At 70.9% G+C, this 24,431-nt stretch carries 23 protein-coding genes; 15 read left to right on the top strand and 8 right to left on the bottom strand.

The features are described 5' to 3' along the window. Positions 1 to 4: 4 nt before the first annotated feature. The 5 genes from FHS08_RS05140 to FHS08_RS05120 all read right to left on the bottom strand — a co-directional run bounded on the left by FHS08_RS05140 (position 5) and on the right by FHS08_RS05120 (position 4,347). Positions 5 to 586 carry a PadR family transcriptional regulator gene (locus tag FHS08_RS05140; protein WP_167036210.1) on the bottom strand — a complete coding sequence of 194 codons (582 nt, stop codon included), beginning with the start codon at positions 584 to 586 and terminating at the stop codon, positions 5 to 7. Positions 587 to 637: 51 nt separating this feature from the next. After that, complete coding sequence (ligM, locus tag FHS08_RS05135; RefSeq protein WP_341800311.1) at positions 638 to 2,041, bottom strand: vanillate/3-O-methylgallate O-demethylase; 1,404 nt, start codon at positions 2,039 to 2,041, stop codon at positions 638 to 640. Positions 2,042 to 2,082: 41 nt separating this feature from the next. Beyond that, the gene (gene purU, locus FHS08_RS05130) at positions 2,083 to 2,958 is read right to left on the bottom strand and encodes a formyltetrahydrofolate deformylase (protein ID WP_167036207.1); all 876 of its coding nucleotides are present in this window, start codon (positions 2,956 to 2,958) and stop codon (positions 2,083 to 2,085) included. Between the two features lie 22 nt (positions 2,959 to 2,980). Then, a complete protein-coding gene (locus FHS08_RS05125; RefSeq protein ID WP_167039628.1) occupies positions 2,981 to 3,787 on the bottom strand; it encodes a methylenetetrahydrofolate reductase in 807 nt (268 codons plus the stop codon). A 173-nt stretch (positions 3,788 to 3,960) separates the two neighbouring features. Further along, positions 3,961 to 4,347 (bottom strand): MerR family transcriptional regulator, encoded by a 387-nt coding sequence (locus FHS08_RS05120; protein WP_167036204.1) that lies wholly within the window; start codon positions 4,345 to 4,347, stop codon positions 3,961 to 3,963. Between the two features lie 123 nt (positions 4,348 to 4,470). On the opposite strand from FHS08_RS05120, the gene FHS08_RS05115 reads away from it, so the two are divergent. After that, entirely contained in the window at positions 4,471 to 5,619 is a 1,149-nt protein-coding gene (locus FHS08_RS05115) for an MFS transporter (RefSeq protein ID WP_167036201.1), read from the top strand. 131 nt (positions 5,620 to 5,750) lie between these two features. Here the strand turns inward: FHS08_RS05115 and FHS08_RS05110 are convergent, their stop codons facing one another. Next, positions 5,751 to 7,190 (bottom strand): MFS transporter, encoded by a 1,440-nt coding sequence (locus FHS08_RS05110; protein ID WP_167036198.1) that lies wholly within the window; start codon positions 7,188 to 7,190, stop codon positions 5,751 to 5,753. An 81-nt stretch (positions 7,191 to 7,271) separates the two neighbouring features. On the opposite strand from FHS08_RS05110, the gene FHS08_RS05105 reads away from it, so the two are divergent. From FHS08_RS05105 to menC, 5 genes are all read left to right on the top strand, one after another. Beyond that, positions 7,272 to 7,988, top strand: coding sequence for a GNAT family N-acetyltransferase (locus FHS08_RS05105; protein WP_167036194.1), 717 nt, complete (start codon positions 7,272 to 7,274; stop codon positions 7,986 to 7,988). 127 nt (positions 7,989 to 8,115) lie between these two features. Next, positions 8,116 to 9,027, top strand: coding sequence for a cyclase family protein (locus FHS08_RS05100; RefSeq protein WP_167036191.1), 912 nt, complete (start codon positions 8,116 to 8,118; stop codon positions 9,025 to 9,027). 248 nt (positions 9,028 to 9,275) lie between these two features. Continuing rightward, positions 9,276 to 9,797, top strand: a complete 522-nt coding sequence (locus tag FHS08_RS05095) for a hypothetical protein (protein WP_167036188.1) — start codon at positions 9,276 to 9,278, stop codon at positions 9,795 to 9,797. A gap of 164 nt (positions 9,798 to 9,961) precedes the next feature. Beyond that, positions 9,962 to 10,105: a hypothetical protein gene (locus tag FHS08_RS05090; protein ID WP_167036185.1), complete on the top strand. Its 144-nt coding sequence runs from the start codon at positions 9,962 to 9,964 to the stop codon at positions 10,103 to 10,105. Positions 10,106 to 10,198: 93 nt separating this feature from the next. After that, positions 10,199 to 11,341: an o-succinylbenzoate synthase gene (menC, locus tag FHS08_RS05085; protein WP_167036182.1), complete on the top strand. Its 1,143-nt coding sequence runs from the start codon at positions 10,199 to 10,201 to the stop codon at positions 11,339 to 11,341. Between the two features lie 13 nt (positions 11,342 to 11,354). Here menC and FHS08_RS05080 read toward each other — a convergent pair whose 3' ends face one another. Further along, on the bottom strand, positions 11,355 to 11,726 hold the full coding sequence (locus FHS08_RS05080) for a hypothetical protein (protein ID WP_167036179.1): 372 nt from the start codon (positions 11,724 to 11,726) through the stop codon (positions 11,355 to 11,357). Between the two features lie 100 nt (positions 11,727 to 11,826). Here FHS08_RS05080 and FHS08_RS05075 point away from each other — a divergent pair, with 100 nt between their 5' ends. From FHS08_RS05075 to FHS08_RS05065, 3 genes are all read left to right on the top strand, one after another. Next, positions 11,827 to 12,207: a DUF4870 domain-containing protein gene (locus FHS08_RS05075; RefSeq protein WP_167036176.1), complete on the top strand. Its 381-nt coding sequence runs from the start codon at positions 11,827 to 11,829 to the stop codon at positions 12,205 to 12,207. A 128-nt stretch (positions 12,208 to 12,335) separates the two neighbouring features. Then, the gene (locus FHS08_RS05070) at positions 12,336 to 13,724 is read left to right on the top strand and encodes a glycine--tRNA ligase (RefSeq protein ID WP_167036173.1); all 1,389 of its coding nucleotides are present in this window, start codon (positions 12,336 to 12,338) and stop codon (positions 13,722 to 13,724) included. 156 nt (positions 13,725 to 13,880) lie between these two features. Beyond that, complete coding sequence (locus tag FHS08_RS05065) at positions 13,881 to 14,879, top strand: LacI family DNA-binding transcriptional regulator (protein WP_167036170.1); 999 nt, start codon at positions 13,881 to 13,883, stop codon at positions 14,877 to 14,879. A gap of 75 nt (positions 14,880 to 14,954) precedes the next feature. Here the strand turns inward: FHS08_RS05065 and FHS08_RS05060 are convergent, their stop codons facing one another. After that, positions 14,955 to 16,265: an ADP-ribosylglycohydrolase family protein gene (locus FHS08_RS05060; protein WP_167036167.1), complete on the bottom strand. Its 1,311-nt coding sequence runs from the start codon at positions 16,263 to 16,265 to the stop codon at positions 14,955 to 14,957. A 79-nt stretch (positions 16,266 to 16,344) separates the two neighbouring features. On the opposite strand from FHS08_RS05060, the gene FHS08_RS05055 reads away from it, so the two are divergent. The 6 genes from FHS08_RS05055 (at position 16,345) to FHS08_RS05030 (ending at position 24,353) form a co-directional block, all read left to right on the top strand. After that, entirely contained in the window at positions 16,345 to 17,232 is an 888-nt protein-coding gene (locus tag FHS08_RS05055; RefSeq protein WP_167036164.1) for a ribokinase, read from the top strand. After that, complete coding sequence (locus tag FHS08_RS05050) at positions 17,229 to 18,596, top strand: glycoside hydrolase family 32 protein (RefSeq protein ID WP_167036162.1); 1,368 nt, start codon at positions 17,229 to 17,231, stop codon at positions 18,594 to 18,596. The genes FHS08_RS05055 and FHS08_RS05050 overlap by 4 nt, the downstream gene beginning before the upstream one ends. Positions 18,597 to 18,736: 140 nt before the next feature. Then, a complete protein-coding gene (locus FHS08_RS05045) occupies positions 18,737 to 21,127 on the top strand; it encodes an OmpL47-type beta-barrel domain-containing protein (protein WP_167036159.1) in 2,391 nt (796 codons plus the stop codon). Between the two features lie 165 nt (positions 21,128 to 21,292). Next, positions 21,293 to 22,552 carry an ABC transporter substrate-binding protein gene (locus FHS08_RS05040; protein ID WP_167036156.1) on the top strand — a complete coding sequence of 420 codons (1,260 nt, stop codon included), beginning with the start codon at positions 21,293 to 21,295 and terminating at the stop codon, positions 22,550 to 22,552. Beyond that, positions 22,549 to 23,499, top strand: a complete 951-nt coding sequence (locus tag FHS08_RS05035; RefSeq protein ID WP_167036153.1) for an ABC transporter permease subunit — start codon at positions 22,549 to 22,551, stop codon at positions 23,497 to 23,499. The genes FHS08_RS05040 and FHS08_RS05035 overlap by 4 nt, the downstream gene beginning before the upstream one ends. Beyond that, entirely contained in the window at positions 23,496 to 24,353 is an 858-nt protein-coding gene (locus tag FHS08_RS05030; protein WP_208382210.1) for an ABC transporter permease subunit, read from the top strand. The genes FHS08_RS05035 and FHS08_RS05030 overlap by 4 nt, the downstream gene beginning before the upstream one ends. The last annotated feature ends 78 nt before the right edge of the window (positions 24,354 to 24,431 follow it).

The raw sequence follows: 24,431 nt of genomic DNA, 5'->3' as shown, positions 1-24,431 counted from the left end.
GGAATCAGGGGTTCAGGCGGTCGACGAGCGCGAGCCCGCGCCGCGCCCATGCGATCTCGCCCCGCGCACGCTCGACGAGTCCCTCGTACGCGAAGCGCTTGTAGGCGATCGTGCGCTCGCGGTCCTCCTCCGGGGTGACGGCGAGGCGCCGCACGAGCATGGGGTTCCCGAGCGCGTCGATGCGGACCAGCTCGCCCTCCCACTGCTCGAGCTCGCCCTCCCACTCCGCGATGTGGGCTCTGAGGAACGCGCGCGCGGCATCCGGAGTCGTGTTCTCGAGGTACGCGGCGCGCAGGTGCGCAGGGTCGCGCACGCGCTGGTAGTCGAGGGGCGACTGCATCCACTCCAGATAGGCGCGGTCGCCGGCATCCGTCACGTGGTACACGCGTCGCGTGCCGCGCTCGCCGCGCGCCTGCTCTTCGCCCTCGACGAGCCCCGCCGCCTCCATCTTGCGCAGCTCGGGGTAGATCTGCGAGTCGGGGGCATGCCACACGTGTCCGACCGACTGCGAGAACTGCTTCTGCAGGTCGTAGCCCGAGAGCGGGCCGACGCGCAGGATGGCCAGCAGCGCGTATCTCAGGCTCATGCGTCTCCTCTCTCGCGAGTCGAGGCTACCGGCACCCGCCGAGCGGCGGAGTCAGGCCGTGTAGCCCGTGCGCCAGCCGCCGTGGTAGGTCTGGCGCGCGACGGTCGAGTACGGGACGGGGCTCACGACGACGCGCACCTCGGTCTGCTCGTGCGGCTCGACGGACGCCTTCGCCGTGCCGCCGCCGGGCTCGCCCCACACGACCCGAAGCTCGGTGCCCTCCGGCACGTCGGGGTCGACCGTCGCGAGCGACAGCCCGCGCCGCTCGTTGGCGCTGTATCCCGTGAACATCGAGAACCCGACGACCGTGCCGTCCGCGTCGACGACCGAGTCGTAGTTGGCCGACCCGTAGTTGGCGAGGGGCAGGTCGAAGAACTTGTAGGCCGGCCCGTGGACGTCGAGGGGCGAGGCGAGGATCCGCCCGAGATCCTCGGCGTTCCATGCGAGCGTGACCTTCTTGCGCTGCGTCGCGGGGTCGATCGCCTCGAGCGCGTCGCGCCCGATGAAGTCGTGGTCGAACTTCACGAACGTCCCGTAGCCGAGCTCCCACGGCGTGAGGTAGTAGTCCTCGATGTCGTCCGACACGAACGATCCCGCGAGCGTGCCGGTCGCCTCGTAGCTGTCGACGCCGAGCCATTCGCGGTAGGCACGCTCCGCCTCGCCCGTGTAGACGGCGGGAAGCGGCGACGGGATCCAGCCCGACTCGAGCGTGTTGGAGGGGTAGGCGCGCGACCCCACCATCGCGAGGCCGAACTCCGCACCCGCCGCGAGGATCGCGTCGCGGATGCGGTCGTGGTCGGCGTACGGGCCCCACACCTCCAGGCCCGGCGCTCCCGCCATGCCGTGGCGGAGCGTGCGCACCGTCGTGCCGTCGATCGTCATGGTCGACATCGTGAAGAACCGCAGCTGCTCGAGCGGCCCGCCGTTGAGCCTCTCGATGACCTGCCACGCGGTCGGGCCCTGGATCTGGAAGCGGTAGTACTGCCGGCTGACGGCATGGCCGTACGGGCGCGACGGCGAGCGGCGGTCGACCGAGACGTCGAGGTTCGCGTAGCCGCCCGTCTCGCCGTGGAACAGGAGCCAGTTCGAGGCGGGCGCCCGCCCCACGTACACGTACTCGTCCTCCGCCTCGTGGAACAGGATGCCGTCGCCGACGACGTGGCCGCTCGAGGTCGTCGGCACGTACTGCTTCGCCTTGTCGACAGGAAAGGTCGCGACCGAGTTGACCGCCGTGTCGGAGATGAGCCTGATGGCGTCCGAGCCCTTGAGGAAGAGGTTGTCCATATGGTGCGACTGGTCGTAGAGCACGGACGTCTCGCGCCACGCGCGCTGCTCCTTGATCCAGCTCGTGAAGTCCGCGGGGACCACGGGGTAGATGTACGACCCGATCTGCGAGTTGCGCAGCATCTCGGCGGGATTCTGCCGGTCGACGAGCTGTTGAAGATTGTCAGCCACGGGGGAACCTCTCTGTTCTCGGTCGGCGTGTTCTCAGCCGGTCATTGGAAGACGATCGTGTGGTTGCCGTGCCGGATGATCCGGTCCTCCGCGTGCCACTGCACGGCACGCGCCAGGACGGCGCGCTCGACGTACGCGCCTCGCGCCTGCAGATCGGCGGCCGTCATGGTGTGGTCGACGCGGGCGACGTCCTGCTCGATGATGGGCCCCTCGTCCAGGTCCTTCGTCACGTAGTGCGACGTCGCCCCGATGAGCTTGACCCCCCGCTCCTTTGCCTTGCGGTACGGCGCCGCGCCGATGAAGGCCGGCAGGAAGCTGTGGTGGATGTTGATCATGGGCACGCCGACCTGCTCGAGGAAGTCGTCCGACAGGATCTGCATGTACCGGGCGAGCACGACGAAGTCGACGTTGCCCGCGAGCAGCTGCGCGATCTTGGCCTCCGCGGCCGTCTTGTCGGTCCCGTGCGAGGGCACGTGGAAGAACGGGATGCCGAAGGCCCGCACATCCTCCGCCGTGTTGGTGTGGTTCGAGATCACCATGGGGATCGTGACGGGCAGCTCGCCGCGTCGGTGGCGCCACAGCAGCTCGAGGAGGCAGTGGTCGGAGGTGGAGGCGAGGATCGCCATCCGCTTCGGGATGGACAGGTCGGTGAGCCGCCACTGCATGCGGTACGGCTCGAGCGTCACGGCGAGGTCGGCCTCGATGTCGGGCATGGCGGCCTGCAGGTCGGGGCGGTGGAACACGACGCGCTGGAAGAACGCGCCGCCGGCGGGATTGTCGGAGTACTGGTCGAGGGTCACGATGTTTCCTGCGTTGCGCGTCACGAGCGCCGTGACGGAGGCGACGAGACCCGGCTGATCGGGGCCGTGCACGATCAGGCAGGCGTGGTCGCGCAGGGCGTCGGTGTGCAGGGTCATCGGGATCGGGTCTCCTCGGGCGTCACAGGTGCGCGGCGGTGTGATCGCGCGCCCACTCGGACGTCGCGAGCAGGCCGCCGAACGTGTAGAAGTGCAGTTTTACACTTCCCGCCGACGGATCCGCGGCGAGCAGGGCCGACAGATCGGAGACGAACCGGTCGGGACCGGCCGTGCCCATGAGATTGGTGAGGGAGAAGCCGTACTTCCGCACGATCATCGCGTTGGCCCCGATGCCGAAGCGCCGCGCGAACCCGAGGAGGCGCTTGATGCCCGCAGGCCCGGGTGTGCCGACGCGGATCTGCGAGTGGATGCCGCGCTCGCGCACGGATCGGATCCACGAGGCGACGGGGTCGACGTCGAAGCCGAACTGCGTGAGGATGACGGCATCCAGCCCCCGCTCGCGCAGCGCTGCCGCCTTGTCGTCGAGATGGCGCCACAGCACGTCCGTGGGGATGTCGGGATGGCCTTCGGGGTACCCCGCGATGCTCACCTCGCGCGCACCGTACCGCTCGAGAAGCCCCGAGCGGATGAGGGACAGCGCGTCCGGGTAGGGGCCTTCGGGCGTCGCGGGGTCGCCGCCGACGGCGAAGACGTGCTCGGTCGCGCCGATCTCCTGCAGGCGTCCGAGGAACTCCTCGAGCGCGTCCCGCGAGCCCAGACGACGGGCGGAGATGTGCGGCACGGGCACGAATCCCAGGTCCTTCACGGCCTTGGCGGCCGCGACGCGCATCTCGAGGTCTTCGTTGCCGAGGAACGTGACGTTGACCTTCGTCCCGGCCGGAATCGCGTGGCGGGCGTCGTAGAGGCTCGCGACGTCCTTGCCGGTCATCTCGAGCGAGTACCCCGACACGAGGTCGAGCGCGCTCGCGGCATCGCGCGTCGGAGAAACGGCGGCCACCTCCGCTCCCTTCCGTGAGCGCAGCGTCGCGGTCACGGACGCCACATTACCTATGGTGATAGGTAATGACAAGAGGGATGCCGAGTCGGCGCGCGCGGCTCCCGCTATGCGGCGTCGACCCGGCGGACGAGGTCGCCGTGGCGCGTGAGCTCGAGGTATCGCGCGACGGCGTCTCGGCTCTTCGTGAGGCACGCGAGGCGCTCTTCGAGTGCGACGAGCTCGTCGGCCAGCTCTTCCGCGAGGGCGAGCGAGCACGACGGCGGGGCGGCGAGCTCGCACTGTCGCTCGATGTCGAGGACGACGCGCGCCATGCGGGTCGACAGCCCCGCCTGGATGAGCGAGCGCACGCGGACGGCCCGCTCGACGTCGTCGGGCGCATACGACCGGTAGCCGTTCGAGGCCCGGTCCGCGGCGATGAGACCCTGCTGCTCGTAGTAGCGCAGCATCCGCGGAGGGATGCCGGTCTGCGCCGACAGCTCGCCGATCTTCACAGGCGCCTCCCGGGGCTTGACATTGACATTGGTGTCAAAGTTTAGCCTCTCTCCAAGACCGTCTCCACTGCCGCCCCCACGACCTCCGCGGGCGCCGCGCGACTCCCGCTCGGCACGCTCGGCGTGCTGAGCCTCGCCGTCCTGCTCACCGTCACGGCGGAGTCGCTGCCGGCCGGGCTCCTGCCCGAGATGTCGGCGGATCTCGGCGTCGGCGCGGGCGAGGTCGGCCTGCTCATCTCGGTGTGGGCCGCGACGGTCATCGTGACGAGCATCCCGCTCGCGCGGCTCGTCGCACGCATCGACCGCCGCATCGTCCTCGGCGGCGCTCTCGCGATGTTCGCCCTCGCCAACGTCGCGACCGCGTTCGCCCCAGACTACCGCGTCGCGCTCGCGACCCGCATCGCCGCGGCCCTCGCGCACGGCGTCTTCTGGGCCGTCGTGATCGTCTACGCGACGTCGCTGCTGGCACCTTCGCACTTGGGCAGGGGCCTCGCTGTCGTCACGGCGGGAGGCACGGCGGCCGCAGTGGCGGGGCTCCCAGCGGCGACGGTGCTCGCGCACGCGACGAGCTGGCGTGCCGCGTTCGCGGTGCTCGGCGTCGCGGCGCTCGCGATCGCCGCGATCGTGCTGACCCGGATGCCGCGCCGTCGGCCCGCGCCGCGCATCGCCGCCGCGCGCGGCGAGGGGTTCTGGCGTGACCCGTCGCTGCCCGCGCTCGCGGCCTTCGGCGTCTCCTGCGTGCTGATCGCGACGGCGCAGTTCGCGTCGTTCACGTACATCAGGCCGTACCTCGACGCGGCCGTGCCGACCGCGACGGACTGGGCCCCCGCGCTCCTCGCCCTCTACGGCGTCGCCGGGCTGATCGGCGTCGTCGTCGCCGGGTTCCTGGCCGATCGCTTCCCGCGGGGCGCGCTCACGGCGGTGCTGCTCGTGTTCGCGGTCGCGTTCGCGGCACTGACGATCGGCGTCGGCGACGTCGTCGTGGTCGTCGCGGGGCTCGTCGCGTGGGGCTTCGCGATCGGCGCGGTCTTCCCGCTCCTGCAGACGATGCTCATGCGCACGGCGACCGACCGCACCCGCACGCTCGCGAGCGCCGGGATGGTCGTGCTCTTCAACGTCGGGATCGCGGTCGGGCCGTGGCTCGGCGGTCTGCTCGGCTCGGGCGCGTCCGTGATCGCGGTCACCGTCGCCTCGTCCGTGCTGACAATGACCGCCGCGGCGGTGGGGACGCTCGCCGTCGTGCTCGCCCGGCGCGTGCGCCCTGCGCCGTGATCGGGGGCCGGTCCGCGGCGTCGCGCGTGAGCAGACCTGCTGCGGCATCCGCGTCAGACGGCGCAGGCGCCGCATCCCGTCAGCGGGCAGACGGATGCGGCATCCGCGTCAGATGGCGGACGCGGCGGCCGTCATCCGGGGAGGGAGGGATGCCGCTCGCCCGCGGCCCGCCGCGGGATGAACAGCGCCACGACGAGCGCGATGACGGCGGCGGCGCCGCCGAGCACGAACGACAGCGTGAAGGCCGTCGGCGTGGGAACCGGCATCCCGTCCATCTGCACCGTGTAGGTCGCGAGCACCGCCCCGATGACGGCCGCCGCCGTGCTCGTGCCGAGGGAGCGGAACAGGGCGTTGAGCCCGTTCGAGGCCCCCGTCTCGGACTGCGGCACCGACCGCATGATGAGCATCGGCATGGCGGCGAACCCGAATCCGATGCCCACGCCGATGAGGAGGTTCGCGACGACGAGCTGCCAGATGGCGTCGGAGAAGGCCAGCGTGTACGCGTACGCGACGACGAGCGCGATCGCGCCGAGCACGAGCAGGAGCTTCGGGCCGACCGTGCGCGCGAGGCGCCCCGAGAAGGGCGAGAGCACCATCATGACGACGCCGGCGGGCATCACGACCAGGCTCGCGCCCAGCAGTGTCAGCCCGAAGCCGCCCGTCGCGACGGGCAGCTCGAGCATCTGCGGGTACACGACGTTCGATCCGAACAGCGCGAAGCCCATGCCGATCGATGCGAGGTTCGTCAGGAGCACGGGGCGCCGCGCCGCGACGCGCAGGTCGAGGAGCGGCTCGTCGAGCCGCAGCTCCCACCAGCCCCACACGAGCAGCACGGCCACGCCGCCGAGACCGAGCGCGAGCACGGGCGCCGACGTCCACCCCCACTCGTTGCCGCGCGACACGGCCAGCAGCACGCCGACGAGCCCGACCGCGAGGCCCGCCGCGCCGACGTAGTCGAACCGGCCCGCGGTGCGCAGGACGCTCGCGGGCACGATCCACAGGACGAGGGCGAAGACGACGACGCCGAGGGCCGCGGAGACCCAGAACAGCACGTGCCAGTCGCTGCGCTCGGTGATGAGCGCGCTGAGGGGAAGGCCGAGCGCGCCGCCGACGCCCAGGGTCGCGCTGATGAGCGCGATGGCGGAGTCGATGCGGTCCTCGTGCAGGACGTCCCGCAGGATCGAGATGCCGAGCGGGATGACTCCGACGACGGCTCCCTGCAGCGTCCGGCCGACGATGATGCCGACGATGCCGGGCGAGACGGCCGCGATGACCGATCCGGCGACGAGGGCCCCCAGCAGGATCAGGACGATGCGGCGCTTGCCGTACATGTCGCCGAGCCGCCCGGAGATGGGCGTGATGACGGCCGCCGCGACGAGTGTCGAGGTGACGACCCACGCCGTGTCCTCGCGGCTCGCGTTCAGCAGCTCGGGGAGCTTGGACTGGATTGGCACGACGAGCGTGAACATGAACGACGACGCGAGCCCCGCGATCGCGAGCACGGCGACGATGGCGCCCTGCGGCGTCGGGCGGGAGAGTCTGCGTCTGCTGTCCTCGTCCCCCGGCGCCATCCCCTCAGGCTAGCGGCGCGAGCGACGGCGGGGGTCGTCGCGGCCGGGGGCGGATGCCGCGGCGGGCGTATCGTGACATCCATGGTCGACCCCTCCGTCCCGCCCGGCATCGACATCCGCCCGCTCGCGACCGTCGACGAGGTCTTCGCCGCGACGGACGTGCTCGCGCAGGTGTGGGGAGGAGACCGTGGAGGGATGCCGCCGAACCTGCTGCGAGCCCTCGCGCACTCGGGCAACTACGCCGTGGGCCTGTACGACGGCGACCGCATGGTCGGGGCGTCGGTCGCGTTCTTCGCCGAGCCTGGCGCGCGGTCGATGCACTCGCACATCACGGGCGTGCTCGCCGGGTACCGCAGCCAGGGACTCGGCCGCGTGCTCAAGCAGCACCAGCGCGAGTGGGCGCTCGCGCGGCAGGTCGGGCGCATCACGTGGACGTTCGACCCGCTCGTCGCGCGCAACGCCCACTTCAACCTGCGCGTGCTCGGCACGCGCGTGACCGAGTACCTCGTGAACCACTACGGCCCCATGGACGACGGTGTCAACCGCGGCGACGAGACCGACCGGCTCATGGTGACGTGGGCGCTCGCCGCTCCGCCCGCTCCGACGCCGCCCGACGATCTCGTCGTCGCGAGCGTCGAGGTGCCGCACGACATCGAGTCGATGCGCGCGCAGGCGCCTGCGGACGCCGCGTCCTGGCGCCGGCGCGTGCGGGACGCGTTCGAGTGGCACTTCGCCGACGGCCTCGTCGTCGGCGGCTTCGACGACGCGCGCGGCTACCTCTTCGTGGCCGGTCGTTGAGCTCGCTCGTTCTCGAGCGCGGGTGATCGCCCCGGATTCGGATGATTCCTGCCGGATGGTCCGAGATTCGTGCCATTCTCCGAATCCGCGGAGGCCGAGGCATCCGGCCGGCTCTAGGCTGACGCGCATGTCCGAGCACCGCGCGCACTTCGACTTCGACCTCTCGTTCGCGAACGGCGGTGGGCTGAGCGGCACGGGGTTTCGCCTCGATCTGCCTTCGGCCGATCTCGACGAGGCGGCGATCGCGCGTCTCCTCGTCCAGCACCTGGGCCTCGCGCTCGTCGACGAGGTCGCGCTGCGGGATCTGCGGATCGTCGAGGAGCCGCATCGGGGCAGCCGCGGCATCCCGCGGGCGTCGACGGATGCCGCGCCCCGCGTCGTCGACCTCTCGCACCGCATCCGCGCCGGTCTCGTGACCTACCCGGGCCTGCCGGCGCCGACGATCGCGCCGCACCTCACGCGCGAGGACTCCCGTGCGCGCTACGCGCCCGGCACGGAGTTCGCGATGGACGTCATCACGATGATCGGCAACACCGGCACGTACCTCGACTCGCCCTTCCACCGCTACGCGGAGGGACGCGATCTCGCGGGACTCGAGCTCTCGACGCTCGTGGGCCTGCGTGCCGAGGTCTTCCACGTTCAGGATGCCTGGACCCCCGAGCGGCGAGGCATCCGGGCGGAGACCCTTCTCGATCGCGACGTGCGCGGTGCCGCCGTGCTGCTGCACACGGGGTGGGATCGGTGGTTCGGCCGGCCCGAGTACGGGAAGGGCGCGCCGTTCCTCACGGGCGAAGGCGCGCAGCGGCTCATCGAGGCAGGCGCTGCCCTGGTGGGCATCGACTCGCTCAACATCGACGACACGGAGTCGGGGGGCGAGCGGCCCGCGCACACGCTCCTGCTCGCGGCGGGCGTGCACGTCGTGGAGCACCTGACGAACCTCGGCGCGCTCCCGCCTTCGGGCGCGCGGTTCACGGCGGCGCCGCCGGCCGTCGAAGGGTTCGGGACGTTCCCCGTGCGTGCGCTCGCCGAAGTGCCGTAGGGGGATCGGAGGGGATCGTCCCGTCCTCGAGCGCGTCCCGGGAGTTCCGCACGCCCGGGGGTTCCGGATGACTGTCGTCGGGGTGACACGCCGGGTCGGGGCATCCGGGGTCGGCGTGTCGGAGGCGGGACCAGTCTTGGCTGACGGGCCGGACAGCGACGAAGATCGTCCGTGGGGGAACGGACGGGGGAGTCCCGGCTCCTTCGGTGGGTGCTCGGGATGTCGGTGCCCCTCCGTACTGTCGCGCCATGAGCGACTTCGCCTCGCACCTGATCGCCGACGGTCCGGAGCCGTCGCTCGCGGGTGAGCTCGACCTGTTCGGCCGGCTCACCGGAACATGGCGCGTTCGCAACCGCTACCGATCCGGCCCCGCCGAGCCGTGGGCCGAGACCGAGCGTCGGTGGATCTTCTCGTGGATCGCCGCGGGGCGAGGCATCCAGGACGTCATCGTGGGCGGCGACCGCTCGGGCGACGAAGCCGTCGCCGGCACGACCGTCCGCGCCTACGACCCCGCGATCGACGCGTGGCGCGTCAACTGGTTCGGCACGCAGCACGGCTTCTTCTGCGCCCTCATCGCACGCCCGCACGGCGCCGACGGCATCCGTCAGGACGGCGTGGAGTTCACACGCGGCGGCGACATCCCCATCCGCTGGAACTTCAGCGACATCACCCCGGACTCCTTCACCTGGAACGGCTGGTCGTCGCCGGATGGCGGCGCGACCTGGTGGCTCGAGCAGCACATGGATGCGGTGCGCGACGCCGACGGCTAGGGCGTCCGCGTGATCCCCGCTCGACGGGCGTATCACGGCATCCGCTCACGGCTCCTTCTGAGCGGGCGACGAATTCGTCGGAGAACTCGCGTCATAGAACGCGAGCCGCGGCGTCTCATCAGCAGGACGGCACATCGGGCGCCGGCGGAGCGGAAGGAGCGGGCATGCGCTATCTCGACAGCGTCACGCGGGCGCTCCACGTCGGGTCGTCGCGTCGCACGCGACCCGCGCGCCCGCCGCGCCTGCGCGGGCGCCGCGCGACCTTCGTGCCCGTCCGCGACGAGAGCCTGCGCGGGCTCTCCTTCTGACCGCTCCTCGCCGCGCGCGCCGGGGGGCCGAAGCAGGCGCGCGGCGAGGGGCCTCAGACCGTGGCGGATCACGCCCGGGGCTAGCCTGAGCGCATGCCGATCGCGACTCCGACCAGTCCCGTCTCGCTCGACGGGTTCGAGCTGCGCGTGCTGCGGATCCCGCTCGTGTCGCCCTTCACGACCTCGTTCGGCACCGAGACGATCCGCGAGGTCATCGTCGTCCGTGCGATGACGAGCGACGGCGACGGGTGGGGCGAGATCGTGACGCAGGCCGAGCCCCTGTATTCGAGCGAGTACACGCAGGGCGCGTGGGATGTCGCCCAGCGGTTCCTCGTGCCCGCTCTGCTGGATCGCGCGACGATCCGCGCGGAGGACGTCGCCGGCATCCTCGAGCCGTTCGTCGGCCATCGCATGGCCAAGGCCGGCCTCGAGCTCGCGGTCATCGACGCGGCGCTGCGCGCCGAGGGCCGTTCGCTCGGCGGCTACCTCGGGGCCGTGCACGACCGGGTTCCGAGCGGCGTCAGCGTCGGCATCCAGCGCGATCCCGCTGCGCTCGTGAAGACGGTGCGCGGCTACCTCGATGAGGGGTACGTGCGGATCAAGATCAAGATCAAGCCGGGGCGCGACGTCGCCGACACGGCGGCCGTGCGCGACGCGTTCGGTGCGATCCCGCTGCAGGTCGACGCCAACTCGGCGTACACGCTCGCCGACGCCGGCACGCTCGCCGAGCTCGACCGCTTCGACCTGCTCCTGATCGAGCAGCCGCTGCAGGAGGACGACCTCGTCGACCACGCGACGCTCGCGCGGCGCCTGTCTACGCCCGTGTGCCTCGACGAGTCGATCGTGTCGGTCAAGGCCGCAGCCGACGCGCTCGCGCTGGGCTCGGCATCCGTCGTCAACATCAAGGCGGGACGCGTCGGGGGATATCTCGAGGCCGTGCGGATCCACGATCTGTGCCGGGATGCCGCGGTCCCGGTGTGGTGCGGAGGCATGCTCGAGACGGGCATCGGCCGGGCCGCCAACGCGGCGCTCGCGGCCCTTCCCGGATTCACGCTGCCGGGGGACGTGTCGGCGTCGAGCCGGTTCTACGCGCGCGACATCGTGACCGAGCCCGCCGTCCTCGAGGACGGGCACGTGCGCGTGCCGACCGGCCCAGGCCTCGGCGTGGAGATCGACCCCGTCGCGCTCGAAGACTTCACGGTCGAGCGCGTCGTCCTGCGGCGGGAGCGGGTCTGAGGTCCCGCCGTCGTCACTTCGCCGACGACGCCAGCACGTCGAGGATGTCGGGCTCGTACGCGAGCGTCACCTCGACGATCGCCGACCGCTGGTCGACCACCTGCTGCACGAGCTCTGCGACGGCCGACCGCGACGAGTCGTCGACGAATCCGCCGCCGACGGCGACCGTGAACGAGCACCACGGCTGAGTGCTCCCCGCTTCGCCGGCCCACATGTTGCTGACCGCCCCGCCTCCGCCGAGCTCGTCGCGGACGACGCGGACGACGTCGTCCGAGAGAGACTCGCAGTCGGACGACATGGCGTACTCGCCGAACTGCATGCACGCCGCGAGCGCCCCCAGCGACAGCAGGATGACGGTTGCCGCCGTGGCGCGCATCATCCGCATGGCGTGAGGATATCGCCGTACGCGGCGGCGCGGCCACCCCCGAGCGGAAAAGGGGGAAAGCCCCCGGGCACCGCTCGGCTCCGCGCTCTAGGCTTGTTGTATGACCACGCCTCCCCCCTACTCTCCCCAGCACCCGTACGTCGCCCCGCCGCAGCCGCTGAGCCCGGCGGACGAGAAGATGTGGGCGACGCTCATCCACGTCGGCGGCATCTTCCTGAGCTTCCTCGCGCCGCTCATCGGCTACCTCGTCCTGAAGGACCGCGGTCCTTTCGTGCGCGCGCACACCGCGACGGCACTGAACTTCCAGCTGACGCTGCTCATCGCCTGGTTCGCGGGCACGATCCTCAGCGTCGCGCTGATCGGCATCCCGATCCTCATCGCCGCCGGAGTGCTCGCGATCGTCTTCCCGATCATCGCGGCCGTCAAGGCCAACCAGGGGCAGTGGTACCGCTATCCGCTGACGATCCCGTTCGTGAGCTGAGCCCCGCGCGGCTCCCGCGAGGGCCGGGCACTCAGGGTCGCGGCATCCCGGCCGACTAGGATCGAGGGATGCCGCGGCCTCGCCGTGTCGGCATCCCTCGATCCTCTCTCCCGACCATTGGAGCCACCGTGGCCGAGCAGTCCCGCCTCGACAAAGTCATCGCCCTCGCCCGCCATCGCGGGTTCGTCTTCCAGGCCGGTGAGATCTACGGCGGCTCCCGCTCGGCATGGGACTACGGCCCGCTCGGGACGGAGCTCAAGGAGAACATCCGGCGTCAGTGGTGGCAGACGTTCGTCCGCAGCCGCGGCGACATGGTGGGCCTGGACTCGTCGATCATCCTGCCCAAACGCGTGTGGGAGGCGTCCGGTCACGTCGCGACCTTCACCGACCCGCTCGTGGAGTGCCTCCACTGCCACAAGCGGTTCCGCGCGGACAACCTCCTCGAGGACTTCGAGGCGCGGAAGGGGCGCGCGTCAGAGGGAGGCCTGGCCGGCGTCCCGTGTCCGAACTGCGGCACGAAGGGCCAGTGGACCGAGCCGAAGGCGTTCTCGGGTCTCGTGAAGACCTACCTGGGCGTCGTCGACGACGAGTCGGGCCTGTACTTCCTTCGTCCCGAGACGGCGCAGGGCATCTTCGTCAACTTCACGAACGTGCTCACCGCCTCGCGCAAGAAGCCGCCGTTCGGCATCGGCCAGGTCGGCAAGGCGTTCCGCAACGAGATCACCCCGGGCAACTTCATCTTCCGCACGCGCGAGTTCGAGCAGATGGAGATCGAGTACTTCGTGCCGCCGGCCGAGGCGCAGGGTTGGTTCGAGCACTGGGTCGAGGCATGCTGGGACTGGTTCGTCGACCTGGGGGTAGACCCCGGCAACATGCGCCGCTTCGATGTGCCCGAGCACGAGCGCGCGCACTACTCCGCCGGCACGATCGACTTCGAGTACCGGTTCGGGTTCCCCGGCAAGGAGTGGGGCGAGCTCATGGGCGTCGCCAACCGCACCGACTTCGACCTCTCGTCTCACGCGGAGGCCTCAGGCCAGAGCCTCACGTACTTCGACCAGGCGTCGGGCGAGAAGTACACCCCCTACGTCATCGAGCCGTCTTTCGGCCTGACGCGGTCGATGATGGCGTTCCTCGTCGACGCGTACCACGAGGAGGAGGCGCCGAACGCGAAGGGCGGCACCGACACCCGCACGGTGCTCAAGCTCGACCCGCGCCTCGCGCCGGTCAAGGTCGCGGTGCTCCCCCTCTCACGCAACGAGCGGCTGTCGCCCGTCGCGCGACAGGTCGCCGAGGAGCTTCGTGCGAGCGGCTGGAACACCGACTTCGACGACGCCGGCGCGATCGGGCGCCGCTACCGCCGCCAGGACGAGATCGGCACGCCGTTCTGCGTCACGGTCGACTTCGACTCGCTCGACGACCACGCCGTGACGGTGCGCGACCGCGACACGATGGGCCAGGAGCGCGTCCCGCTCGAGGGCCTGCGCACGTACCTCGCCGGCCGGCTCAAGGGGGCCTGACGCTGCGGGTGTCGCGCCGCGGCTCACAGACGTCGCAGAACGACGCGCAGCGCGCAGGATCCGGGCGATCACGTGCGACCTTCGCGCGACTCTGCGAACCCTGTGTGACGGGATGCCGCGACGTCGGCATCCCGTGATCGCGAGATAATGCCGCCTATGGCTCGCATCACGATCGAGGACGTCGCCAGCGAAGCGGGCGTCAGCGTCACGACGGTCTCGCACGTGTTCAGCGGCAACCGGCCCGTGAGCACCGAGACGCAGATCATCGTGCGCGAGGTCGCGACGCGGCTCGGCTATCACCCGAACGCCATCGCGCAGAGCCTGCGGTCGCAGCGCACGAACACGATCATGATCGTCGTGCCCGACATCACCAACAGCTTCTATCCCGATTACGCGCGCAGCCTCCAGGATGTCGCGGCCGAGGCCGGGTTCCACTCGCTCCTGTGCAACACCGATGCGCGGGAGGCGGAGGAGCTCGCCTTCCTCGACGAGGCGATGAGCCGGCGCCTCGACGGCGTCGTCTTCACGGGGTTCCGGGTTCCGCCGTCGGGCCTCGAGCCGCTCGTCGACGCCGGCATCGCCGTCGTGTGCATCGGATCGGTGCCGACGGCGAGCCCGCTCGACTCCGTGCGCTTCGACGACCGGGCCGCGGCCGCCGAGGCGACCGGGTTCATCCTCGAGAGGTACGGACATCGCGTCGCCCTGATCTACGGCGACGAGGAGGCCCCCGTGGGTCGCGAGCGCCGGCTGGGCTTCGAGCAGGCGTGCCGAGCAGCCGGCATCCCGCGAGAGGACCTCGTCGTCGTGCTGGAGGAGTTCAATCGCGCCGGCGGCCGCCGCGGCATGGCGCGGCTCCTCGCGCGGCCCGAACGCCCCCGCGCCGTCGTGTGCGCGAACGACATGATCGCTCTCGGGGCCGTGGAGGTCGCGCGAGACGCCGGCATGCGCATCCCCGAGGACATCGCGATCGTCGGGCACGACGACGTCGACGTCGCGACGGTCGTGACGCCCAGGCTCACGACCGTCCGAACGGATGCCCGGCGGCTCGGCGCCGAGGCCGGCGCGCTGCTCGTGTCGCGCATGACGGGCGCGTACACGGGCCCCGGCAGGCACGTCACGATCCCGCACGAGCTCATCGTGCGGGAGTCGGCGTGACGGAAGGATGCCGCCGCGACGGCGTGAGATAGACCGGCCGACCGCGACACGCGGTCGCGATCGGCCGAGTCTGCCTCAGCGGGCGGCGACGCCCGTGAGCGCGACGGTGCGCCGCGCGAGGTCGGAGATGACGGAGTTGTCGAAGCCGAACAGTGCCGACCGCGTGCGATCGTGCAGCGGCTCGACGAAGTGGCGCGGGAGTGCGCGCGCCCCGAGCACGACGCCCGCGACAGAGCCGGCCGTCGCCCCGTTCGAGTCGGTGTCCCAGCCGCCCTGCACCGTGAGCCCCACGATGGCCGAGTAGTCGTCCTCGCCCCAGAGGAGCCCCGCCGCGATGATCGCGGCGTTGTTGATCGTGTGGACCCAGCTGTAGTGGCCCCAGCTGCGCTGGATCTCGGCGATCGCGTCGTCCCACGAGACTTCGCGATCGCGCAGCGCCAGCACGGCGTGCAGGGCCTCGGCGAGACGCGACCGCGGCGGCACGTAGAGGAGCGACCGCTCGAACGCCTCGCGCACGGTCGCGGCGCCGAAGGCGCTCGACACGAGCGCGGCCGACCACAGCTCGCCGTAGACGCCGTTCGCGACGTGCGAGAGGGCGGCATCCTGATACGCGAGCGAGATCGCGCGAGACGGATCGGCGGGGTTCGTCCACCCGAACGCGTCGCCGCGGATGAGCGCGCCGATCCACTCGCGGTAGGGGTTCCGCGTCGTCGCGACCTCGGCGACGGGCACGTTGTGCAGCAGGTTGAGGTACGACGCGCGCTCGGCCGTGTAGACCTGCAGGTAGGGCAGGAGCGTCAGCCACGCGTCCGCGACATGGTCGGGGAGCAAGCCCGCTCCGTGCTGCTCGAGCAGGTGGAGGCCGAGGATCGCATAGTCGATGTCGTCATCGCGCGCCGAGCCGTCGACGCGGCCCCGCGTCGTCTCGGGCCAGTTCTCGCGCAGCTCGAACTCGGCAGGCATGGGCTCGAGGACGGGGATGTAGTCGCGCAGGGGCCACGCGTCGGCCCGCTCGAGGTAGTCGCGCAGATGCGACGTCGTCCAGTGCTCGCCCCACTCGACGGGCTTGCCGAGGTTGCACCCCGCGATGCGGCCGAGCCAGCCGCCGAGGACGCGATCGTCGAGCTCCGAGCCCGAGGGCGACGCGACGGGGGTGTCGAGGGGGAGGCTCTCGACGATCGCGTCGAGCCCCTCGGGCTCCTCGTACGCCCAGCCCGCGGCGCGCGGCGCCGAGACGAGCTCGAGGTACAGGGCCTCGAGGCCCTCGACGTCGTCGGGTTCGAGTGCGGAGAAGGCCGCCGCGTGCTGTTCGACGGCGTACCCCGTCTCGCGTCGCTGGTCGAGCTCGTCGTGGACGAGGTCGTAGGAGCTCAGCGGATCGTGCATCGAGGGCCTCTCTATCGTGCAAAACCATTTGCGGATCGCTCCACTGTTACGTCATCATGGGCCAGTGTCAAGTGCTGGGATGCCGCTCGTCGTCGTCGGCTCGGTCAACGCCGACATCCTCCTATCTGGGATCGCTCGTCTGCCCTCCGCCGGTGAGACGGTCGCGGCGACGACCCTCGCGCACCAGTTCGGGGGGAAGGGGGCGAACCAGGCCGCCGTCGCGGCGTCGATCGGCGCGGACGTGACGCTGATCGCGGCGGTGGGGGCGGATGCCGCAGGCGACGCGGCCCTCGACGACCTGCGCGGGCTCGGCGTCGACACGGGCTTCGTGCGTCGCAGTGCGACGAGCCCGACGGGCACCGCCGTCGTCGCGGTCGACGCGCACGGCGAGAACCTCATCGTCATCGCTCCGGGTGCCAACGCCGAGGTCGACGGGGCCGATGCCGGACGCGTGCTCGCGCGTGGCAGGGGGATCGTGCTTGCGTGCCTCGAGATCCCGCTGGCCGCCGTCCTCTCCTGGGCGCGCGCCGCGCGCGCGGCGGGCTGGACGCTCGTGCTGAACCCCGCCCCCGCGCCGGTCGAACCTCTCTCCGCCGAGCTGCTCGGCCTCGTCGACGTCCTCGTGCCCAATGAGCACGAGTTCGCGCAGCTGTCCGGCGCGGAAGGCCTGTTCGCAGCGGGGGTCGGCGCCGTCGTCGTGACGCGCGGCGCGCGCGGAGCACTCGTGCGCACATCGCACCGCAGCGCCGAGAGGACCGCGTTCCCCGTCGCCGCGCGCGACACGACGGGGGCGGGCGACGCCTTCTGCGCAGGGCTCGCGACGGCGCTCGCGGAGGGGCTCGACCTGTACGAGGCGGTCGACGTCGCCGCGGCGTGCGGCGCTCTCGCGACGCGCGGACCGGGTGCGCGCGGGAGCCTCCCGACGCGCCGCGAGGTCGACGCGCTGCTGGCCGGAGAGCGCTCATGAGGCCGCGCCCCCGGTTCCACGCGACGGCGCCCGCGAACTGGATGAGCGACCCGAACGGCCCCGTGCTCTGGCGGGGTCGTCAGCACGTCTTCTACCAGCACAATCCCGACTCGTCGCGGTGGGGCCTCATGCACTGGGGACACCTCGTCTCGGACGACCTCGTGACGTGGCACGACGAAGGGATCGCGCTCCGGCCGACGCCGGGCGGCGCGGATGCCGACGGGTCGTGGTCGGGCTGCATCCGGATCGTCGACGGCGAGCCCGTCGTGTTCTACACGGGCGCGGCGGGCACGGGCGCCGGGCACCGGCAGAGCGTCCTGCGCGCCGTCGGCGATGCCGGGCTGACCGGGTTCCGGCCCGATCCGGTCGAGCCCGTCCTCCAGCCGCTCGCGACGGCGACCGGGACGCTTCACCAGCGCGATCCCTTCCTGATCCCGTGGGACGGCGGCTGGCTCATGCTCCTGGGCACGGGTCTCGCCGACGGGCCGGGCGGAGCGATCGCCGTGTGGCACTCGCGCGACACCCGGGAGTGGGCGTATCGCGGCATCCTGTTCTCGCTTCCCGCCGGCGGCGACCTCGACACGGGCCCCGTGTGGGAGTGTCCGCAGCTCGTGCAGGTCGACGGGGAGTGGGTCCTGCTCGTCTCGGTGCAGCTGCCTGGATCTCCCGATCCGCTCTGCCCCTACGTCGTGTGGTTCGTCGGCGACTTCGACGGCACGCGGTTCGCCCCGCGGGCCTCGGGGCTCTTCGACGCCGGGGAGGTCGTCTACGCGTCGGCCGTGTCGGAGGCGGCGGACGGGCGGCCGCTCGTCTGGTCGTGGATCCAGGAGTCTCCCGCTCTGCGGGGTCGCGGCGACCTCGGGTGGTCGGGGGCGATGGCGCTGCCGCGCGAGCTCGCGGTGCGCGACGGCGTGCTCGTCTCGCGGCCCGCTCGCGAGACCGACGCGCTCTGGGACGAGTCGCTGGTGCGGCGTGCTGACGTCGAGCTCGCTCCGGGGTCGGGCGTCGAGCTCGCCGAGGGCGTGTCCGTGTACCGCCTGCGGCTGGCGTGGCGGGATGCCGGCCCCCGCGTCGTGCTCGGGCGTGATGCCGACGGAAGGGAGCTCGTGCTCGATGCGACGGGCGGCGCGTCGGCGGCGACGCTCGGCGCCGTGGGCCTCGGCGAGGTCGTGCCCGGCCCCGGACGGGACCACGTGCTGGACGTCTGCGTCGACGCCTCGATCGTCGAGGTGTTCCTGGACGGCCACGCCCTGACGTTCCGCCTCGACGTGGAGCTGTCGGCGGCCGGCGCGATCTCGGTGGCTGCCGGCGGTCGGCCCGTCGCGCTGGGCGGCGTCGAGCTGCGCGCCCTCGCGAGCCGGTAGCGACCCCGCGCGGCCGGGCGACCGAGCGCTCCTCCGAGGGGTGGACGCTCTCTTGACACGTCGGCGTCCGCGCGGGACACTCGTCCCACACTCGATACAAAACCTTTTGCATCGACTCGGAGCCTCGACGAGGAGGAGCTATGACGAGAAGGAGACGCCTGGCGGCAGTGGCCGCGGCGGCGCTGCTGGCACCCGTGATCGCAGCCCAGGCCGTGCTGCCGGCATCCGCGAGCGACGCGAGACCGGCACACGGATCGCAGGGGAGGGCTGACACGCCGCTCGGCGCAGACCCGACCGGCATCGGCGATCCGTTCGCCGAGCACAACGGGATCATGTGGGAGTACGTGCGCGATCCCGAGGGCTTCGACGGGTTCGGGTATCCCGCGACGACCTACGCGTCGATCACGCAGAAGATCACGAGCGGGTGGTACTCCAGCCGCGGCATCCACCATCTCGCGATCTACGGCGCGTGGAAGTCGACGCCCGAGTTCCTGGGCCTGCCGCCCCTCGACTATTTCGACACGCAGGTCGGCACGGGCAGCGTCACGGACTTCCGCGACATGACGAAGGCCGCGAACGCCAAGGGCATGACGGTCATCATGTACATGGAGCTGCTCTACATCCACCCCGACAATCCCGTCTTCGTGAAGGCGGCCACCGACAGGGCCGCGGGCATCGACTCGTACGAGAGCCGCCTGTTCCGCTGGGACGAGCGTCCCCAGCCGCAGGCCGAGTGCCCCGCCGATCCCTTGTCGAGCTGGGCGGCGACGTGGGTCAGCCACCCGGATGTCGCGAACGGCCGCTGCTATGTGCAGTCGTGGGGGCACTGGGCCGGCGTCGAGAAGGGCCTCCCGGCCTTCGACTACTCGCGGCCCGAGGCGCTCGACTACGCGAAGAAGGTCCTGAGGTTCTGGCTCGGACTCGGCGTGCAGGGCTTCACGTACGACGCTCCGCAGACCTACCTCGACCTGAGCGAGGCAGGCCAGACCGAGCTGCAGATCACGCTCCCGACGACCTTCCGCTACCGCGATGGCAAGACCCGCCCGCAGTGGTTCGACGCCGAGGGCCAGGGCACGCGCGAGAACATGCGGCTCGCGGACCGGGTCGGCTACAGCGTCATCTACGGCGACGCCGGAGACGACTGGAACTCGGCGGCGACGCAGGTCGCCCGCGACCCGCAGGGGCTCACGATCGATCAGCTCGACGACCACTATGCGACCTGGCTCGATCCGCGCCGGATGAACGGCCGCGGCGCGTGGGGCACGACGGTGTTCGACTTCGATCAGACGAGCATGCCTCCGGCCTTGCGGGCGCTGGACGCGGCCGTGCAGGCGGGCGGCGCCGGGATGACCTACTTCAACCATCAGCAGACGCTCAACCAGTACCTGCCCGCCGCCGACGAGAAGGCGTTCTACGACGTCTTCCGCGCGATCGACCGCTCGCCGGCCCTCGCGCCGGGCGCATCCCGCGAGCGGCTCGTGACGCAGACCGACCCGAAGGCGTACGCGCTGCTCAAGCGCAGCATGGACGGGAGGACGGCGGCGCTCGCGCTGTACAACTTCAGCTCGCAGCCGATGTGCATCACGGTCGACCTCGCGGGAACGGGCGTATCGCTGTCCCAGCGGACGACCGACCTCGGCGCGAACGCCCCCGGCCCCTGGATCCGCGGTGAGGAGACGACGTTCTCCCTGCCCGGGTACGGGTATCGGTTCCTCGACGTCGAGGCCGACGCGGGCTTCCCGTGGAGGCTCGTCGACACCGACGCGGGCTGGCGCGCGGGTGGCGGCTGGCAGGTCGTCGCAGATCCGTCTGCGCAGGGTGGGAGCCGCATCGGCGGCAACGCCGTGGGCGGGTTCGCCCAATACGCGTTCACGGGGGCCTCCGCGCAGCTGTGGGGTCTCAAGACGACGGCCGGGAGCGACCAGGTGCGCGTCACGATCGACGGTGTCGACAGGGGCGTGCACAGTCAGCGGCGGACGAGCCCGATTCCGGATGCCGGCGGCGACGCCTTCTACGGCCAGCTGCTGGCCTCGTTCACGGGCCTCGGCAAGGGCAGGCACGTCCTGCGCGTCGAGCAGGTCGGCGCAGCCGGGCCGGAAGGTGCGGGGGCGGGGATCGACTACCTGCGTGTCTCCGACCGGGTCGCGGCATCCCCGGTCGTCACGGGAGGCGACCGCTGCGCCTCCGACACGGCGGCGCCGACGACGACCGCCACGGCCGTGCGTGCCGGAAAGGACACGTCGATCGTGCTGAGAGCCGTGGACGACTCGTCGGGCGTCGCTGCGATCCAGTACCGTCTCGATGGCGGCCGGTGGTCGGAGTACACGGGTCCCGTCGAGGTCGACCGCCCGGGAACCCACGCGGTCTCGTTCCGGTCGACGGATGTCGCGGGCAACGAGGAGGCGGCGCGGACCCTGCAGGTCACGGTCGACCGCGACAGGGGCGACCGCCGAGACGCCGATCGCCGAGACGGCCATCGGCACGACGATCATCAGCACGACGACCGTCGCGACGGCGGGAACCGTCGGTAGCGCGACACGCGGCACCGGGCGGGCATCGATCTCCGCCCGGCGCCGCCGCGGGCGGAGATCGTCTATCGTGGCCCAGCCGTGATCTTCTGGGCCGGGCCGCTCATTGACAGGACGAGAAGCACGGGGGATGATGTCATGCAAATGGTTTTGCATCGGGAGGATGCCATGCGAACGACGGGCAGAGTCGCCCTCATAGCCGGGATGGGACTGCTCCTTGCGGGGTGCACGGGAACGGCGCCGCCCGCGGAAGGGGGCATCGGCGGCACCGTGACGCTGTGGTATCTCGAGGATCCCGACAGCGCCTTCATGCCGGCGATCAAGGAGGGCTTCGAGGCGACGTACCCCGGCACGACGGTGGAGCTCACCGAGCTGCCGGAAGACGGGTTCGTCACGAAGGTCGACACGGCGCTGCTGGCGAACCAGCCCCCCGACGTCGCCTTCGTCTACGAGCCGCGCTGGATGAAGGCGGGCGACATCCTGCCCCTCGGCGACACGATCGCCGAGTACGACATCGACACCGACGCGATGAACGCCGTCGCGCTGAGCGAGTGCGAGCTCGACGGCGAGCTGTACTGCCTCGGCTCGCTGACCGGCTCCGTGACGCTCGTCTACAACAAGGACCTCTTCGACGAGGCCGGCGTGGACTACCCGTCCACTGACGAGCCGTGGACGGTCGACGAGTATGCGGATGCCGCGCGCAGGGTCTCCGCGTCGCTCGGCGGAGTCTGGGGCGCGACGGCCGAGGCTCCGTTCACATGGATGGATCGCCGCACGCATTTCAGCGACGACGGCACGATGATCGAGGGCTTTGTCGACGACCCCGCCACGATCCACGTGTACGACGTGCTCACGGGCCTCGCGAAGGACGGCGCCGCGCCCCCGCCCGCCGAGACGGAGCTCGCGACGGCGGCCGACATGCTCGCCGCCGGCCGCGTCGCGATGGCGGTCACCGACACGGAGTACGCGGCGGCGAGCCTCGTGCAGGCGGGCGCCCGCTGGGGCGTCGCTCCTCCGCCCGTCGAGAAGGCCGGCGACGCGCCGTTCGTCTTCGTCGGCACCGACAAGTACGGCGCCTTCTCCGACAGCTCCAACCCCGACACGGCGCGGGCGCTGGTCGCGTACATCGCGACCGAAGGGAACCGGCTGCGCGTGGACGTCTCGGACAAGCCTCCGCTCGACTCGAGGCTGCTTCCGGAGTGGGCAGGTGACGACGAGGGCCGGCAGGAGACCGTCGAGGTCGTCTCGCTGCGCAGCAACCCGGGCCTGTTCGTGCCGGGCTTCTGGGAGGTGACCGCGCCCCTGTTCGATTACTACGCTCAGATGGCCAACGGCGACGTGAAGCCTCGCGATGCGATCGAGGAGCAGGCGCCCATCATGCAGGAGAAGCTCGATCGGGAGTGGCAGACGTGGGAGGAGATCGAGTGACGGCGCTCGCCTCGGCGCGGCGAGCAGGAGTCGCGAAGGACAAGGCTCCGGCGAGGTCGGTGTCGCGTCGCCGCGAGGCACGGGCGGGATGGCTCTTTGCGAGCCCGTGGCTCATCGGAGCCGTCTTCCTCACCGTGGGTCCCGTCGCGGTCTCGGTCCTGCTGAGCTTCACGCGATGGAACCTGAGCAGTCCGCCGGTGTGGATCGGCATCGACAACTACACCGAGCTCTTCGCCAGCCGCGACTTCCACAACTCGGTGCGCGTGACCTTGACGTACGTGGTCCTCGGCGTGCCGCTCTTCCAGATCGCGGGGCTCGCGGTCGCGCTCCTCCTCAACCGCAGGCTCCCCGGGATCGGCATCTTCCGCACGATCCTGTTCCTGCCCGCCGTGCTGAGCGGCGTCGCGATCTCGGTGCTCTGGCTGCAGCTCCTGCGCCCGGAGGGCCCTGTCAACGAGGGTCTGCGTGCCGTCGGCGTCGCCGACCCCCCTGGCTGGCTCTCCAGCCCCGGCTGGGCGATCCCGGCCATGGTCCTCATCGGCCTGTGGAGCATCGGCACGAGCTCGATCATCTACCTCGCAGGACTCCAGAACGTCCCCGATCAGCTGTACGAGGTCGCGAAGATGGACGGGGCAGGTCCCATCCGCTCGTTCTTCACGATCACACTTCCACTCATCACGCCTGTGCTGCTGTTCACGCTGCTCGACGGCGTGATCTCCGCGTTCCAGGTCTTCGACATCGCCTACGTCCTGGGCGGCAGCCGCGGCGGCGCCGGGGGATCGCTGTCGTTCTACCTGCTCTACATGTGGAACGAGGGCTTCCGGAACGCCCGCTTCGGCTATGCCTCTGCGCTCGCGTGGGTCTTCGTGATCTTCGCCGCCGTCATCATCGTCTTCATCTTCAAGACCTCGAACAGCTGGGTGTTCGACGAGTCGGAGGAATCGTGACCGACGCCCGCGTGCTCCTCAAGCGCACGGCATCCGCCTCTTCTGCGTACATTCTGCTGCTCGCGCTGAGCTTCACGATCCTCCTTCCCCTCGGGTGGATGATCACGGTCGCGCTCAAGCCGGATGCCGCTCCCGTCTTCACGCAGCCGACGGAGTGGGTGCCGACGCAGCACTTCGAGTGGGGCAACTTCGCCCGCGCCCTGCTCGACCCGTCCCGCCCGTTCCTGCGCTACACGATCAACACGCTCGTGATCGTCGCGCTCAACATCGTCGGCACGGTGATCTCATGCGCCCTCGTCGGCTACGCGTTCGCGCGGCTGCGGTTCCCCGGACGCGACGTCCTGTTCGGCGTCCTCATCGTGACGATGCTCATCCCGTGGCAGGCGCTGCTCATCCCGCAGTTCCTGCTGTTCCATCAGCTCGGCTGGTACGGCTCGATCCTTCCGCTGGTCGTCCCCTCGTTCTTCGGGAACGCGTTCTTCATCTTCCTGATCCGCCAGTACATCCGCTCGCTCCCGCGCGAGCTCGAGCTCGCCGCGAAGATCGACGGCTGCAACCAGTTCCAGGTGTGGTGGTACATCGTGCTGCCGCTCATCCGGCCGGTGCTTGCGGTGTGCGTGGTGTTCGTGTCGCTCACGACGTGGAACGACCTCATGGGACCGCTCATCTACCTGCTCCGCAACGAGGACTTCACGGTCGCGATCGGCGTCGCGAACATGGTGACGCGCGCCAATCCGCAGCTCAACATCCTCATGGCGGCGAACCTGGTCATGATGATCCCGCCGATCGTGCTGTACTTCTTCGCGCAGGACAAGCTCGTGGGCGGCATCGCCGCCGCCGGCCTCAAGGGCTGACGACCTCCCGCGACGGCATCCCCTCGCGCGAAGGGGGATGCCGTCGCGTAACGTCGACGGATGCCGGATACCGGCGTC

Origin of the sequence: Microbacterium ulmi (assembly GCF_011759705.1) — a bacterium.
GTDB lineage: Bacteria > Actinomycetota > Actinomycetes > Actinomycetales > Microbacteriaceae > Microbacterium > Microbacterium ulmi.
The sequence above is the reverse complement of the archived record's forward strand: the minus strand, read 5'-3'. Positions and strand labels throughout refer to the sequence as shown.

What these genes read in the sequence shown, in the direction of transcription:
- FHS08_RS05140 (WP_167036210.1), bottom strand. Translation starts at nt 586, where the DNA reads ATGAGCCTGAGATACGCGCTGCTGGCCATCCTGCGCGTCGGCCCGCTC.
- purU (WP_167036207.1), bottom strand. Translation starts at nt 2,958, where the DNA reads ATGACCCTGCACACCGACGCCCTGCGCGACCACGCCTGCCTGATCGTG.
- FHS08_RS05125 (WP_167039628.1), bottom strand. Translation starts at nt 3,787, where the DNA reads ATGACCGGCAAGGACGTCGCGAGCCTCTACGACGCCCGCCACGCGATT.
- FHS08_RS05110 (WP_167036198.1), bottom strand. Translation starts at nt 7,190, where the DNA reads ATGGCGCCGGGGGACGAGGACAGCAGACGCAGACTCTCCCGCCCGACG.
- FHS08_RS05105 (WP_167036194.1), top strand. Translation starts at nt 7,272, where the DNA reads ATGGTCGACCCCTCCGTCCCGCCCGGCATCGACATCCGCCCGCTCGCG.
- FHS08_RS05100 (WP_167036191.1), top strand. Translation starts at nt 8,116, where the DNA reads ATGTCCGAGCACCGCGCGCACTTCGACTTCGACCTCTCGTTCGCGAAC.
- FHS08_RS05095 (WP_167036188.1), top strand. Translation starts at nt 9,276, where the DNA reads ATGAGCGACTTCGCCTCGCACCTGATCGCCGACGGTCCGGAGCCGTCG.
- FHS08_RS05090 (WP_167036185.1), top strand. Translation starts at nt 9,962, where the DNA reads ATGCGCTATCTCGACAGCGTCACGCGGGCGCTCCACGTCGGGTCGTCG.
- menC (WP_167036182.1), top strand. Translation starts at nt 10,199, where the DNA reads ATGCCGATCGCGACTCCGACCAGTCCCGTCTCGCTCGACGGGTTCGAG.
- FHS08_RS05080 (WP_167036179.1), bottom strand. Translation starts at nt 11,726, where the DNA reads ATGCGGATGATGCGCGCCACGGCGGCAACCGTCATCCTGCTGTCGCTG.
- FHS08_RS05075 (WP_167036176.1), top strand. Translation starts at nt 11,827, where the DNA reads ATGACCACGCCTCCCCCCTACTCTCCCCAGCACCCGTACGTCGCCCCG.
- FHS08_RS05065 (WP_167036170.1), top strand. Translation starts at nt 13,881, where the DNA reads ATGGCTCGCATCACGATCGAGGACGTCGCCAGCGAAGCGGGCGTCAGC.
- FHS08_RS05060 (WP_167036167.1), bottom strand. Translation starts at nt 16,265, where the DNA reads ATGCACGATCCGCTGAGCTCCTACGACCTCGTCCACGACGAGCTCGAC.
- FHS08_RS05055 (WP_167036164.1), top strand. Translation starts at nt 16,345, where the DNA reads ATGCCGCTCGTCGTCGTCGGCTCGGTCAACGCCGACATCCTCCTATCT.
- FHS08_RS05050 (WP_167036162.1), top strand. Translation starts at nt 17,229, where the DNA reads ATGAGGCCGCGCCCCCGGTTCCACGCGACGGCGCCCGCGAACTGGATG.
- FHS08_RS05045 (WP_167036159.1), top strand. Translation starts at nt 18,737, where the DNA reads ATGACGAGAAGGAGACGCCTGGCGGCAGTGGCCGCGGCGGCGCTGCTG.
- FHS08_RS05040 (WP_167036156.1), top strand. Translation starts at nt 21,293, where the DNA reads ATGCGAACGACGGGCAGAGTCGCCCTCATAGCCGGGATGGGACTGCTC.